This window comes from Acinetobacter sp. NPDC052428 (assembly GCF_044547685.1).
Taxonomy (GTDB): Bacteria; Pseudomonadota; Gammaproteobacteria; order Pseudomonadales; family Moraxellaceae; genus Acinetobacter; species Acinetobacter lwoffii_G.
Genome location: NZ_JBIUAT010000009.1, coordinates 33,747 through 47,341 on the forward strand (window position 1 = coordinate 33,747; position 13,595 = coordinate 47,341).

General features: G+C 43.7%; 12 protein-coding genes. 9 read left to right on the plus strand and 3 right to left on the minus strand.

The window, feature by feature from the left end; all coding sequences use genetic code 11:
• Positions 1 to 199: 199 nt before the first annotated feature.
• The gene (locus ACIG3F_RS07525) at positions 200 to 1,900 is read right to left on the minus strand and encodes an NAD-dependent malic enzyme (protein ID WP_396469730.1); all 1,701 of its coding nucleotides are present in this window, start codon (positions 1,898 to 1,900) and stop codon (positions 200 to 202) included.
• 292 nt (positions 1,901 to 2,192) lie between these two features.
• On the opposite strand from ACIG3F_RS07525, the gene ACIG3F_RS07530 reads away from it, so the two are divergent.
• The 9 genes from ACIG3F_RS07530 to glmS all read left to right on the plus strand — a co-directional run bounded on the left by ACIG3F_RS07530 (position 2,193) and on the right by glmS (position 12,139).
• Positions 2,193 to 3,155, plus strand: a complete 963-nt coding sequence (locus ACIG3F_RS07530) for an alpha/beta hydrolase (RefSeq protein ID WP_396469731.1) — start codon at positions 2,193 to 2,195, stop codon at positions 3,153 to 3,155.
• A 346-nt stretch (positions 3,156 to 3,501) separates the two neighbouring features.
• Positions 3,502 to 5,013, plus strand: a complete 1,512-nt coding sequence (locus ACIG3F_RS07535) for an aldehyde dehydrogenase family protein (RefSeq protein ID WP_396469732.1) — start codon at positions 3,502 to 3,504, stop codon at positions 5,011 to 5,013.
• Between the two features lie 398 nt (positions 5,014 to 5,411).
• Positions 5,412 to 6,527, plus strand: a complete 1,116-nt coding sequence (ribBA, locus tag ACIG3F_RS07540; protein ID WP_004280927.1) for a bifunctional 3,4-dihydroxy-2-butanone-4-phosphate synthase/GTP cyclohydrolase II — start codon at positions 5,412 to 5,414, stop codon at positions 6,525 to 6,527.
• 18 nt (positions 6,528 to 6,545) lie between these two features.
• The gene (gene ribE / locus ACIG3F_RS07545) at positions 6,546 to 7,016 is read left to right on the plus strand and encodes a 6,7-dimethyl-8-ribityllumazine synthase (RefSeq protein WP_004280926.1); all 471 of its coding nucleotides are present in this window, start codon (positions 6,546 to 6,548) and stop codon (positions 7,014 to 7,016) included.
• A gap of 4 nt (positions 7,017 to 7,020) precedes the next feature.
• Positions 7,021 to 7,470 (plus strand): transcription antitermination factor NusB, encoded by a 450-nt coding sequence (nusB, locus tag ACIG3F_RS07550; RefSeq protein WP_004280924.1) that lies wholly within the window; start codon positions 7,021 to 7,023, stop codon positions 7,468 to 7,470.
• Positions 7,471 to 7,487: 17 nt separating this feature from the next.
• Positions 7,488 to 8,405: a thiamine-phosphate kinase gene (gene thiL / locus ACIG3F_RS07555; RefSeq protein ID WP_396469733.1), complete on the plus strand. Its 918-nt coding sequence runs from the start codon at positions 7,488 to 7,490 to the stop codon at positions 8,403 to 8,405.
• The gene (locus tag ACIG3F_RS07560) at positions 8,383 to 8,904 is read left to right on the plus strand and encodes a phosphatidylglycerophosphatase A (protein ID WP_005105065.1); all 522 of its coding nucleotides are present in this window, start codon (positions 8,383 to 8,385) and stop codon (positions 8,902 to 8,904) included. Before thiL ends, ACIG3F_RS07560 begins: the two co-directional genes overlap by 23 nt.
• 20 nt (positions 8,905 to 8,924) lie before the next feature.
• Positions 8,925 to 10,289 (plus strand): bifunctional UDP-N-acetylglucosamine diphosphorylase/glucosamine-1-phosphate N-acetyltransferase GlmU, encoded by a 1,365-nt coding sequence (gene glmU, locus ACIG3F_RS07565; RefSeq protein WP_005249564.1) that lies wholly within the window; start codon positions 8,925 to 8,927, stop codon positions 10,287 to 10,289.
• Positions 10,290 to 10,300: 11 nt separating this feature from the next.
• Positions 10,301 to 12,139 carry a glutamine--fructose-6-phosphate transaminase (isomerizing) gene (gene glmS / locus ACIG3F_RS07570; protein ID WP_396469734.1) on the plus strand — a complete coding sequence of 613 codons (1,839 nt, stop codon included), beginning with the start codon at positions 10,301 to 10,303 and terminating at the stop codon, positions 12,137 to 12,139.
• Between the two features lie 603 nt (positions 12,140 to 12,742).
• Here the strand turns inward: glmS and ACIG3F_RS07575 are convergent.
• Positions 12,743 to 13,231, minus strand: a complete 489-nt coding sequence (locus tag ACIG3F_RS07575; RefSeq protein ID WP_044112948.1) for a GNAT family N-acetyltransferase — start codon at positions 13,229 to 13,231, stop codon at positions 12,743 to 12,745.
• Entirely contained in the window at positions 13,221 to 13,487 is a 267-nt protein-coding gene (locus ACIG3F_RS07580; protein ID WP_039890759.1) for a DUF1778 domain-containing protein, read from the minus strand. The genes ACIG3F_RS07575 and ACIG3F_RS07580 overlap by 11 nt, the downstream gene beginning before the upstream one ends.
• Positions 13,488 to 13,595 lie beyond the last annotated feature (108 nt).

The following is a 13,595-nucleotide window of genomic DNA, read 5'->3' on the forward strand; positions in this document are numbered from 1 at the left end:
TTCTTTCATTTTTATTTCACTCAATAAAAAATTCTTAATGTACTTTCTGATTTTATAACCAAGATGTGACCATGCCACCCCTACGACAATATAAAAAGCCCTCATCAAAAGATCAGGGCTTTTTATATTTCACCAACGCATCAGATAAACTCAAGCTAGCAAACCACTAGCCACAATACAGAGTCCATTTCCAATATAATTAAAAGGTAATTCGCTGATAGTTACGGTATTGCGGTGTCCAGAAATTACGTTCAATAGCCAACTGCAATTCTTCTACACTGACTTTCGGTGCTACCCCATCTTCAATCGCAGCAAGCGCCACTTTTAAGGCAATCTGCTTCGAAATCGACTGTAAACAATCCAGATTTGGCAATAAATCTGCCTGAGGATCTTTCAGTTTCGGAGAACAGTCCGCCAAGGCATTACTCGAGGCCATCAGCATATTATCCGTGACACGTTTTGCACCTGAAGCAACTACACCCAAACCAATGCCCGGAAAGATATAAGAGTTATTGCATTGTGAAATATGATGAATCTGCCCCTGATAATTCACTGGTGCAAATGGGCTACCCATCGCAATCAACGCTTTGCCCTTGGTCCATTGCAAGATATCTGCCGGAACAGCTTCTACGCGGGAAGTCGGATTGGATAAAGGGAAAATAATCGGTTGCACACTGTTTTCAGCCATGGCTTCAATCACTTCCTGAGTGAATAGACCTGGCTGTCCAGATACGCCTATCAGTACCGTCGGTTTGGCACGCTTAACTACATCTAGCAGAGAAATCATGCTCTCAGCATCTGCCCAGCTTTCTACATTTTCAAGAGGCTGTGCCAGTTTGCGCTGGAAGTCCAGTAAATTCGGCTGATTTTCTGTGATCAGACCAAAGCGGTCGACCATAAACACGCGTGCACGCGCTTCAGCATCACTTAAACCCTCAGCAACCATTTGCTTAATGATCTGTTCTGCAATCCCGCAACCAGCTGAACCAGCACCCAGGAAAGTAACCACCTGATCTTTGAGCTGTTTACCTGCTGCACGCGAAGCAGCAATCAGGCTGCCGACAGACACTGCTGCGGTGCCCTGAATATCATCATTAAAACAACAGATTCGATCACGATATTTTTCCAGCAAAGGCATGGCATTTTTCTGTGCAAAGTCTTCAAACTGAATTAAGGCATCTGGCCAGCGCTGTTGAATCGCCCGAATCACCGTCTCGACAAAAGCATAGTATTCATCGCCGCTGATTCGTGGTTCACGCCAGCCCATATAAATCGGGTCATTCAACAACTGCTGATTATTGGTACCGACATCAAGAGTAATCGGTAAGGTATAGGCCGGACTGATCCCACCACATGCGGTGTAGAGTGCCAGTTTTCCAATGGGAATCCCCATACCACCAATGCCTTGATCTCCAAGACCCAAAATGCGCTCACCATCTGTGATCACAATCACTTTCACGTTCTTTTTGTTGATATTGTGAATAATCTGGTCGATCTGATCACGGTCAGGATAGGAAATAAAGATCCCACGATGACGGCGATAAATATCAGAAAAGCGCTGACATGCCTCACCCACAGTCGGGGTATAGATAATCGGCATCATCTCACTGAGGTGATTTTCAATCAGATGGTAAAACAGGGTCTCATTGGTATCCTGAATATTCCGCAAATAAATATGCTTGTTAATATCACTGCTAAAAGCACAATACTGCTGATAAGAACGCTGACTTTGCTCCTCAATCGTCTCGGTGACATGAGGAATCAAGCCATGCAAGTTAAAGCTTCTACGCTCTTCTTCAGAAAATGCAGAGCCTTTATTGAGTAGTGGGAGTTCTAGCAGAGTATTTCCAGCATAAGGAATATATAAAGGGCGTTTACTGTTCAAATTTTCTCTGGGCATTATTTAACTCATCTAATCAATCTTCGGCAGTTCTGCCAAAATAATGACATCACTCTCGTTATTTTATATAGCTTATCCTGATTTTAGCCGCTTGGGTCATTTAGCAAATTTATAATACTTGTAGCAGGATTTTATAATCTGATAACACTCATTTTCAGCCAGGTTCTGAACGGTTTTTTAAATTAACCCGTATTCGTATTTTTAATTTAAATCGGTAGCAAGATCTGTTTGACAAAAAACCTCAGCTCATCAAGGATAAAGCATAAATTTAATAAGATGAACGAGTATAAAAATGAGTGAACTGCAACCGCTTTATCAGCCCGATATTCTGGGGACAGGTTATGAGCAAGCGACCTTAAACTTTCCTGATGATTATGAGGGCAAAGTCGTAGCAACCCTAATCCGTAAAAAAGCAGCCCAACCTACAAAAAAAGCAGTTTTATATATTCACGGCTTTATCGATTATTTTTTTCAGACCGAAATGGCAGAGCGCTTTAATCAGCATGGTTTTGATTTTTATGCGCTGGATTTAAGAAAATACGGACGTTCGATTCTGCCGCATCAAAAATATTATAACGTGTATGACCTTGCTGAATATAATGCAGAAATTACCCAAGCCCTCGACATTATAGCAGCCGAGGGTCACGATGCTGCCCTGCTCTGTGGTCATTCTACCGGCGGCCTGACCACGACCTTGTATGCGGCACATCATCCGCAGCATTCTTTAATTAAAGCACTTTGGGTCAACAGTCCATTTTATGACTTCAATATGAATCCGATTAAACGTGCGCTTGGCATTCCGCAACTGAGCAGACTGGCCAAAATTTTTCCCAACCTTCAATTTCCAAGCGAGCTGAACAAGTGGTATGCCACTAGCCTGCATAAGGATTTAAAAGGCGAATGGGACTTCAGTCTGGACTGGAAAAAGACCCGCTACCCGATGGTTCGGATCAGTTTTATTCGTGCCATTCATGAGGCACAGAAGGAAATTCATCGCGGTGTTCAGCTCGATGTTCCGGTATTGATCATGCATTCGCATCAGACTTTATATCCTAAAAAATGGGGCAAAGCCGCACAAAGCAGTGATGTGATTTTAGGCATTAAAGACATTCAAAAATATGCCAAAAAAATTAAAGGCGATGTCACGGTTCAAAGTATCCAGAACGGTTTACATGATCTGGTACTTTCAGAGCAATCTGTACGTGAGAAGGTTTATCAGCAACTGTTTCAATGGCTGCATGACAAAGGGCTTTAGATAAACGTGGAAGGAGAAATGAAACTTACCCTCATTTCTCCTGCTTGGCTTCTTTTGAATCCTTATTAGGTTGGAATGTAATTAAGCACATTGAAAATATGCCAATTTTTCGATGGTTTATAAGTGCTATAAACCCTTGTTTTTAAATTTAAAAATTTAAAAATTTATAACTTTTATTGTTCTACTGCTTGTCTCCAAATATTGTCTTTTGTAGCAAGCCTGTAAACAAACAACCGCCCGTCTTTTTCCCTCTTTATAGTAGAGCTGAATGCAGAAGCGCCTATATTTTTTGATCGGCAACATGCGCGCAGCCTGCACCACTAACAATCATATAAAGGAATAGATTATGCGTTATGCAGACCCCAATACTGACGGTTCAAAAGTTCATTTTAAAGCACAATACGATAATTTCATTGGCGGCGAATGGGTCGCTCCAGTCAAAGGTGAATACTTTGACAATATCTCTCCGGTAGATGGCAAAGTCTTTACCAAAGTGCCGCGTTCTTCTGTAGAAGACATTGAGTTGGCGCTTGATGCAGCGCATAAAGCCAAAGAGCAATGGAACCGGTCATCACCGACCACCCGCTCCAATATCCTGCTGAAAATTGCAGATCGTCTGGAACAAAATCTGGAAATGTTGGCGGTGGCAGAAACCTGGGACAATGGCAAACCGGTCCGTGAAACGCTGGCTGCCGATATTCCGCTGGCCATTGACCACTTCCGTTATTTTGCCGGCTGTATTCGTGCGCAGGAAGGCGGCATTTCCGAAATTGATGAAGATACCATTGCTTATCATTTCCATGAACCGCTTGGTGTAGTCGGACAAATCATTCCCTGGAACTTCCCGATTCTGATGGCCGCCTGGAAACTCGCGCCTGCTCTGGCTGCAGGCAACTGTATTGTGCTGAAACCTGCAGAACAGACCCCGGTCAGTATTCTGGTTCTGGCTGAACTGATTCAGGATATTTTACCACCGGGCGTGTTGAATATCGTCAATGGCTACGGGGTCGAAGTTGGCCGTCCACTGGCGACCAATCCACGCATTGCCAAGATTGCCTTTACCGGTTCAACCGCAGTGGGTCAGCTGATCATGCAATATGCGACTGAAAATATTATTCCGGTGACTCTGGAACTTGGCGGTAAGTCACCGAATGTGTTCTTTGCCGACATTATGGATCAGGAAGATGATTATCTGGATAAAGCCCTAGAAGGCTTTGCCATGTTTGCCCTGAACCAGGGTGAAATCTGTACCTGTCCTTCCCGTGCCTTGGTACAGGAAAGCATTGCCGATGAGTTTTTGGCGCGTGCGGTAGAACGGGTACAACGCATTAAAACCGGTCATCCACTGGATACCGACACCATGATTGGTGCGCAAGCTTCTCAGGAACAGCAGGACAAGATTCTGGGTTGTATTGCTACTGGTCGTGAAGAAGGCGCACAAATCCTGACCGGTGGTGAAGCACGTCAGGAAGTAGGTCAAGGTTTCTATATTGAACCGACCATCTTTAAAGGCACCAATGACATGAAGACCTTCCAGGAAGAAATCTTCGGGCCTGTACTGGCTGTGACCACCTTTAAAGACTTTGATGATGCGATCAAGATCGCCAATGATACGATTTACGGACTTGGTGCCGGTGTCTGGTCGCGTTCGGCGCATACCTCCTACCGTGCTGGCCGTGCCATTCAGGCCGGCCGGGTCTGGACCAACTGTTATCACATTTACCCTGCGCATGCGGCTTTCGGCGGTTATAAAAAATCAGGCATTGGACGTGAGAATCACAGAATGATGCTGGATCATTATCAGCAAACCAAAAATCTTTTGGTGAGCTATTCGACCAAGCCTGCTGGTTTCTTCTAAACAACCTGATGATTAAAAGCGGACTTCGGTTCGCTTTTAACCTGATATTTTTTAAAATTTTAATACTAGGTAAAATTTTCCAGCATTGTTCGTCCAGAATTCCATTGAATGACTGACAATAAATTAAAATACTTTCTGAAAACGCCTTAATGTCTGGGCTTATGTTGATTTCACCTAAGTTTCTCATTTTTTATGCTTTTTAATTGCTCAAAAAACCTGCATAAAGCTCAGGCTTTCATTTAAAGTCGGCTTTTCATGTTTATCAAGACTGTGTATAACAATGAACTACTAGAGGGAAAGCAATAAGCATAGGCAAAATTGCGCAAAAAGCGTTAGACTATGTACCCAATAATGTCATGATTCGGTCTGATCAAGATCAAAAAAGAAGGTGAAGGTTGATGCCGCTCAATACTGTTGAAGAGCTTGTAGCAGATATCCGTGCAGGAAAAATGGTCATCCTGATGGATGATGAAGACCGTGAAAATGAAGGCGATTTGGTGATTGCTGCCACACACGTACGTCCTGAAGACATCAACTTCATGATCACCCATGCACGTGGTCTGGTCTGCCTGACTCTAAGTAAAGAGCGTTGCCAGCAGTTGAATCTGCCGTTGATGGTGGATGCCAACGGCGCCCAGCACGGGACCAATTTCACCCTGTCGATTGAAGCGGCTGAAGGCATTTCTACCGGCATTTCTCCGGCTGAACGTGCGCACACAATTCAAACTGCTGTGGCTGCTCATGCCAAACCGGCAGATATTGTACAGCCAGGACATATCTTCCCGCTGATGGCGCAACCAGGTGGTGTATTGCACCGTGCCGGACATACTGAGGCAGGTTGTGATCTTTCCCGTTTGGCAGGACTGGAACCGGCTTCTGTGATTTGTGAAATCATCAATGAAGATGGCACGATGGCGCGCCGTCCGGATCTGGAAGTGTTTGCTGAAAAGCATGGCCTGAAAATCGGGACGATCGCCGATCTGATTCATTACCGCATGACCAATGAACAGACGGTTGAGCGTATCGATCAGCAAAGTATTGAGACTGAATACGGCAGCTTTGACCTGTACCGCTATCGTGAACTGGGCAATCCGGATATCCATCTGGCCTTGGTCAAAGGTGAGCCTAAAGAGGGCGTGACCACGGTGCGTGTACATGGTTTTAACCCGACCCGCGACTTGCTCAAACTGAAAAAACAGGATGGCGAGCCGGCCTGGAACCTGGATCGCGCCCTGAAAGAAATTTCCAACAGTGATCGTGGTGTACTGGTCTGGATTGGTCAACGCCATTTACAGGATTTGGGTCCAGCATTAGATACCCTTAAAGCACCAAAAAATGTAAAATCAAATTCTGCACTGTCTCAGCAGTATCAGACCATTGGTGTGGGTGCACAAATTTTGCGTGATCTAGGCGTTGAAAAAATGAAGCTGCTGAGCTCTCCATTGCGTTTCAATGCACTATCAGGCTTTAACTTAGAAGTGGTGGAATACATCACCGCACAACAAACATCTTAAGAAATCATCGAGGTTGTTATGGCAGTTCGCCGTATTGAAGGTATGTTACATCTCGCGAACGAAGACCGTTATGCGATTTTAGTTGGTCGTTTTAACAGCTTTGTGGTTGAACATCTGTTAGAAGGTGCCATTGATACATTGAAACGTCATGGTGTATCAGAGGATAATATCACTGTTGTTCATGCACCTGGTGCCTGGGAACTTCCTGTAGTTGCGAAAAAACTGGCAGCTTCAGATCGTTTCGATGCCATCATCGCGCTTGGCGCCGTGATTCGTGGTAGCACGCCTCACTTCGATTTCGTTGCAGGCGAATGTGCCAAAGGTTTGGGCGTAGTTGGCCTCGACACTGGCTTGCCTGTCATTAACGGTGTACTCACTACGGACAGTATTGAACAAGCGATTGAACGCTCTGGAACAAAAGCAGGCAATAAAGGTAGCGAAGCTGCCCTGACTGCGATTGAAATGGTTAACTTGTTAAAGGCTATTTAACGCTATGTCGCAAACACTTCAAGCAACTTATGCAGCAAAACGTAAAGCACGTCGCTTTGCTGTACAAGGAATTTATGAATGGCAAATGAGCCACAATCCGGTACATGAGATTGAAGCACGTACGCGTGTGGAAAATGCCATGCACAAAGTGGATCTGAGCTATTATCATGAATTGTTGACTCAAGTGGTTGCCAATCATGAAGCATTGGATGCGCTCTTAATCCCCGTACTCGATCGCGAACTTTCAGCACTTGACGGTGTTGAACTTGCGACCCTTCGTCTTGGTGCATATGAACTTAAAGAACATCTTGAGATTCCATATCGCGTGGTTCTAGATGAAGCGATCGAGCTGGCTAAACATTTTGGCGGTGCCGATAGCCATAAATACATCAATGGTGTATTGGATCGTTTAGCGACAACTTTGCGTGCAGCAGAAAAACAGCAGTCTAACTAATAGCGTAGATTCGTTGTATGGCTGAATTTTCGATTATCGACACCTATTTCAATCGCAAGAATGCCAATTCTGTCGATCTGGGCGTCGGTGACGATTCAGCCTTGCTCACCCCCCCCTCACAGCAACAACTGGTCATCTGTGCCGATACCCTAGTTGCTGGACGCCATTTTCCAATGAATACCGATCCCCATGCGATTGGCTGGAAATCTGTGGCTGTCAATTTATCTGATATTACCGCGATGGGTGCAACCCCGCACAGTATTTTACTCGCATTGAGCTTACCCCAAATTGATCATGACTGGCTAAAAGCTTTTAGTCAGGGTCTGTACGATTGCTGCGATCAATTTGGGGTGAGTTTAATCGGTGGTGATACCACTCAAAGTCCTCATTTGACCCTGTCTGTTACAGCATTAGGCTGGGTGGATATTGGTCAAGCCATTCTACGCTCAGGTGCAAAACCGGGTGATCTGATTTGTGTCAGTGGAACTGTCGGTGACGCAGCTTTTGCACTACAGCATCTTGGTCATCCACTACAAAAACGTCTGGACTATCCAACGCCACGTTGTCAGCTCGGTGCTGCTCTAAAAGGTCTGGCGCATAGCATGATTGACGTCTCGGATGGTTTGGCACAAGATCTTGGACATATTCTCAAAGCTTCTCAAGTCGGTGCCAGGCTGCAACTTGAAAACCTGCCGATCAGTCCTGCCCTGCATGCCTTAAGTGATGAACAAAAATGGCAATATGCCCTCGCTGGTGGCGATGATTACGAATTATGCTTTACAATAAGCCCGCAAAATTACGAAAAATTATTGCAAAAACAACTTGATGTTTCGATTAGTATAATCGGCACAATTCAGCAGCAACACGGCTTAACTTTTGAAAAAGATGGCGTAGATCATTCACTTCAATTTAATGGGTATCAACATTTTGCATAAACCTGCGATTAATTTTAAAGCCATGTCATGGATCGACCGACTGATTGTCTTTAGTGGGGTTGGTTTTGGTTCCGGTCTGGCACCTAAAGCACCCGGTACCTTTGGGTCGGCCTTTGCACTTTTATTTATTCCCATTTGGCTGCATCTTGGTTTTCTAAACAGTGTTTTTGCCATTGCCATCATGTCCCTGGTTGGCATATATATCTGCGGGCATACTGCTAGAGTCATGGGGGTTCATGATGATGGACGCATTGTCTGGGATGAATTTGCCGGACAATCCATCACATTTTTGCCCCTGATCTACTTAGGCCAGATGAACTGGTTATGGTTGCTCGTCGGTTTTGCCCTGTTCAGGTTATTTGATATCTGGAAACCTTGGCCGATCAGGGTGATTGATCGTCAAGTGGCTGGTGGCTTCGGCATCATGCTGGATGACATTATTGCCGGCCTTTGGGCGGCTCTTTGTATTTTGCTTTATTTTTACTTCATCGTGGCATAAGCCATATTTAGGATTAGAACATGTCAACGACTGTTATTATTCTTGCTGCAGGTAAAGGCACGCGTATGCGTTCAAGCTTACCGAAAGTATTACAACCCCTTGCAGGACGTCCTTTACTGGGTCATGTCATTGAAACGGCAAAAAAATTAAACGCAGATAATATTATTACCATTTATGGTCATGGTGGTGACCGGGTTCAAACAGCATTTGCACAACAGGATATTAAATGGGTCGAACAGGCTGAACAGCTGGGTACCGGCCATGCGGTGCAGATGACCTTGCCTGTCCTGCCTCACGACGGCGTATCGCTGATTCTTTCCGGCGATGTACCCTGCATTAATCCTGTGACCTTGCAAAAATTACTCGATGCGACAGCAACAACTAGTATCGGCCTAGTGACATTAACTCTGCCTGATGCCAATGGCTATGGACGTATCGTGCGTGAAAATGATCAGATTCAAGCGATTGTTGAACATAAAGATGCCTCTGAAGAGCAGCGTCAGATCAAGGAAATCAATACCGGTATTTATGCCGTCAGCAATGCTAAATTACATGAATGGCTGCCAAATTTAAGCAATGACAATGCGCAGGGTGAATATTACCTGACTGATATTGTCGCGATGGCTTTGGCAGATGGTATGCAAGTTGCATCGGTAGAACCTGAGCAGGCTTTTGAAGTTGAAGGGGTAAATGACCGTGTGCAGTTGGCTGCTTTAGAGCGTCAGTTCCAGGCTTATCAAGCAAAACAGCTGATGCAGCAAGGCGTACATTTGATTGATCCAAGCCGCTTTGACCTGCGTGGCAATTTAACTGTCGGTCAGGATGTCCGTATTGATATCAATGTGATTATGGAAGGTGATTGCGAGCTGGGCGACAACGTTGAAATTGGCGCCGGCTGTATTATCAAGAATACCAAGATTGCAGCTGGCACCAAGGTTCAGCCATATAGCATTTTTGATAGCGCCGTCGTTGGGGAAGATACCCAAATTGGACCTTTTGCACGACTGCGTCCAGGTGCACAACTGGCCAATGAAGTACATATCGGCAACTTTGTTGAAGTCAAAAATACTACGATTGGTCTAGGCTCTAAAGCCAACCATTTTACCTATCTGGGTGATGCTGAAATCGGTGCCGGTTCTAATATCGGTGCAGGAACCATTACCTGTAACTATGATGGTGCGAACAAATTTAAAACGATTATTGGTGATCAGGCCTTCATTGGCTCGAACAGTTCATTGGTTGCACCTGTGAGAATTGGCAACGGTGCCACAGTGGGTGCAGGCTCAACGATTACCCGTGATGTGGAAGACAACAGTTTGGCAGTAGAGCGCTCTAAGCAATTTGCCAAAGAAAACTATCCACGTCCGCAAAAAATCAAGAAATAAGGGGAACAAATATGTGTGGTATCGTTGGTGGCATTGCAGAACGTAGCATTACCAATATTTTGATTGAAGGCTTAAAACGCCTGGAATACCGTGGTTATGATTCAGCAGGTTTGGCACTCATTAACAACAGCCAAGTCCTACGTGAACGCCGTGTCGGTAAGGTTGCAAACCTTGAACAGGCTGTGAATGAATCCCAGATTAGCGGTTCACTCGGCATTGCGCATACACGCTGGGCCACCCATGGCAAACCGACTGAAGAAAATGCCCATCCGCATATTTCTGAAAATGTAGCAGTGGTCCATAACGGGATTATCGAAAACTACCAAGAACTGAAAGATGATCTTGAAGCTTTAGGCTATGTGTTTACCTCACAGACTGATACTGAAGTGGTTGCCCATCTGATCAATGATGCACTGAAATCTACCCCGAGCCTGTTAGAAGCTGTACGCCAAGTGGTTCCGCAATTGAAAGGTGCCTATGCACTGGGCATCGTACATACTGACCACCCGGATGAACTGATTACCGTGCGTGAAGGTTCTCCACTGGTGATTGGTGTCGGGATTGGTGAAAACTTCATTAGTTCAGATCAATTAGCCTTACTTCCAATTACTAACCGTTTTATCTACCTGGAAGAAGGTGATATTGCCCGTTTGACCCGCACCACCATTGAAGTCTTTGTCGATGGTCAACTTGTCGATCGTCCGGTCAAGGAACTGGATGCTGCCGTCAGCAATGCTTCTAAAGGTGAATACAAGCACTACATGCTCAAAGAAATTTATGAGCAGCCTGAAGCGATCAAACAGACCATTTCCCAAGCTTTAAATGGCAATGACCTGCGTGAAGATTTTCTTGCCAGTGCGGAACAAGACTTTGCAAAAATCCAGCAAATCCAGATTATTGCCTGCGGTACCAGCTATCATGCCGGCATGATTGCCAAATACTGGTTTGAACAGCTGATTAATCTGCCTTGTCAGGTCGAGATTGCCAGCGAATTCCGTTATCGCACGCCAGTCATTGTGAATAACACGCTGTATGTGTGTATTTCCCAATCCGGTGAAACTGCCGACACTTTGGCTGCATTACGTGATACACAGAAACGTGCGGCTGCCAAAGGCCTCGACATCACCACGATGACCATCTGTAACGTGGCAACCTCTTCGATGGTACGTGAAACAGATTACAGCCTGCTGACTTTAGCTGGTCCTGAAATTGGCGTGGCTTCCACCAAAGCCTTTACCACCCAGCTTGCAGCCTTGATGCTGTTGGTACTGAAAATCGGTTCTGTAAAAAATACTATTTCTACAGAAAAAATGACGGAAATTACCACAGGACTTTGGCATATGCCTAAAGTCATGCTGGATACCTTGCGTCATGATGATGAGCTTCTACGCCTTTCTGAACTGTTTGTTGAAAAGCAGCACTGCCTGTTCTTGGGCCGCGGCACCCACTTCCCGATCGCTCTGGAAGGTGCACTCAAGCTAAAAGAAATTTCATATATTCATGCGGAAGGTTATGCTGCAGGTGAACTGAAACATGGGCCATTGGCACTGGTCGACAATGACATGCCAGTGGTGATTCTGGCGCCACAGGATGACATGCTGGACAAACTGAAATCCAATATGGAAGAAGTTCAGGCTCGTGGCGGTGAACTGTTTGTATTTGCTGATGAAAACAGCGGTATTAAAGCCAAAGAACGCCAGCATGTGGTACATATTCCAGCAGTCAATGCAGTGCTGGCACCGATTGTCTACAGTATTCCTGTACAGCTGCTGTCCTATCATGTTGCAGTTCTACGTGGTACGGATGTCGATCAGCCACGCAACCTAGCAAAATCGGTCACTGTAGAATAATTAAAATTGAATCGAGGCTGGGAAACTGTGTTCGTATAATTAAGTTTGTACCAAATAATTAAGTTTAGATTTAATTATTTAAGTTTGGATATTAATGAAGTAAACGAACAAAACCCTACCCTGTAGACCCAGTGATTCTTCACCAAGTCTACAGGGTTTTTAATATAAATAAATTCAAATTAGAATCACACCAGAAATATAAAATTATTACTAATATATTCAACGATATAGATATATAAAAATCTCACCCTAGATTCAAAAAGCATCCCTTTTTGACCTCATCTTGAAAACATTTCATTTTTATTTAAAGTATGCTTCGCCTTTCTGAGCAAGAATTCGTATTTTAAAGTGGAAGAATCCAATACTTAATACAAACTTAATTTCATCTAAAATTCAGGATACCAAATTCTAATACAAACTTAATTTTAAAATTGAAAAACAATGAATAATATATATCAACAACTTATGATCAAAAATAAAACAAACTTAATTAAATTACCATAATTAGACGCAGTATTTGGTCATAAAGCAAAATAAGGGATAAGGAACTATGTGCAAACTCTGAATAAGTCTATTAGCTATTCCTGTTACTAGCAACCCACCTTATTTAAAATGAGGTATTTCATTCACTGGATATATTAATGTTAATGGATTTGATGTTAATGAGATAAAGCCAAACCGCTGATAAAACTCCATAGCTTTTTGATCCTTAGCATGTATTACAACAAAATTAACACCAATAATTTGAGCAACTTTTGAAACTTGTTTAAGAGCATGTGCTAAAAGTACTTTTCCAACTCCTTGCCCCTGTGCTGCTTGATCAACGGCAAAGCGCCCCACAACCACACAAGGTAAGGGATAACGAGGTAATCGTTTAGTGAGAACAGCATCAACCCCATCAAATCCTATAGAGGTACTTGATAGACAATAAAACCCCCTCACCTGTGCATCATCATCAATAGCAACATAGGTTTTACTTGTTCCTGATTTCTGATGTTGGGATGCGTATTGGTTTATGAACTTATTTAAATCATCTTGCCCACAATTAAATGATTTTTTCTGATGATGGGCTTGTAAAACCTCAATTTTCATCCAATAAACTCATTAAATTTTTCATCTCATCATTTGCAGGGCGCGGATTTTCAAGCAAATTCATTAACATATCACGATCAGCATTATTTACTTTTAACTCGTGATTAGATTTAAGTAATTCTTTTGCTCGTTCAAATGAGGATTGGATCATAAAGGAACTCACACTAAGACCCAATAAATTCGCAGCTTGCTCAATTACATTCTTTGCATCTACGGTTGAACGAACATTGATTCGTTCTGTTGCTAAGTTAGCCATATTTTCCACCAATTTGTACATCATAATGATGTACAAATTATAGCAGATTAAGGTAGTACTTTAAGATCCAAATTTACATATTTTGTTCTAAAATATTTGGAATAGAAA

Excerpts from the sequence above, each read along its gene's own strand:
- ACIG3F_RS07525 (WP_396469730.1), bottom strand. The coding sequence starts at position 1,900 with ATGCCCAGAGAAAATTTGAACAGTAAACGCCCTTTATATATTCCTTAT.
- ACIG3F_RS07530 (WP_396469731.1), top strand. The coding sequence starts at position 2,193 with ATGAGTGAACTGCAACCGCTTTATCAGCCCGATATTCTGGGGACAGGT.
- ACIG3F_RS07535 (WP_396469732.1), top strand. The coding sequence starts at position 3,502 with ATGCGTTATGCAGACCCCAATACTGACGGTTCAAAAGTTCATTTTAAA.
- ribBA (WP_004280927.1), top strand. The coding sequence starts at position 5,412 with ATGCCGCTCAATACTGTTGAAGAGCTTGTAGCAGATATCCGTGCAGGA.
- ribE (WP_004280926.1), top strand. The coding sequence starts at position 6,546 with ATGGCAGTTCGCCGTATTGAAGGTATGTTACATCTCGCGAACGAAGAC.
- nusB (WP_004280924.1), top strand. The coding sequence starts at position 7,021 with ATGTCGCAAACACTTCAAGCAACTTATGCAGCAAAACGTAAAGCACGT.
- thiL (WP_396469733.1), top strand. The coding sequence starts at position 7,488 with ATGGCTGAATTTTCGATTATCGACACCTATTTCAATCGCAAGAATGCC.
- ACIG3F_RS07560 (WP_005105065.1), top strand. The coding sequence starts at position 8,383 with ATGGGTATCAACATTTTGCATAAACCTGCGATTAATTTTAAAGCCATG.
- glmU (WP_005249564.1), top strand. The coding sequence starts at position 8,925 with ATGTCAACGACTGTTATTATTCTTGCTGCAGGTAAAGGCACGCGTATG.
- glmS (WP_396469734.1), top strand. The coding sequence starts at position 10,301 with ATGTGTGGTATCGTTGGTGGCATTGCAGAACGTAGCATTACCAATATT.
- ACIG3F_RS07575 (WP_044112948.1), bottom strand. The coding sequence starts at position 13,231 with ATGAAAATTGAGGTTTTACAAGCCCATCATCAGAAAAAATCATTTAAT.
- ACIG3F_RS07580 (WP_039890759.1), bottom strand. The coding sequence starts at position 13,487 with ATGGCTAACTTAGCAACAGAACGAATCAATGTTCGTTCAACCGTAGAT.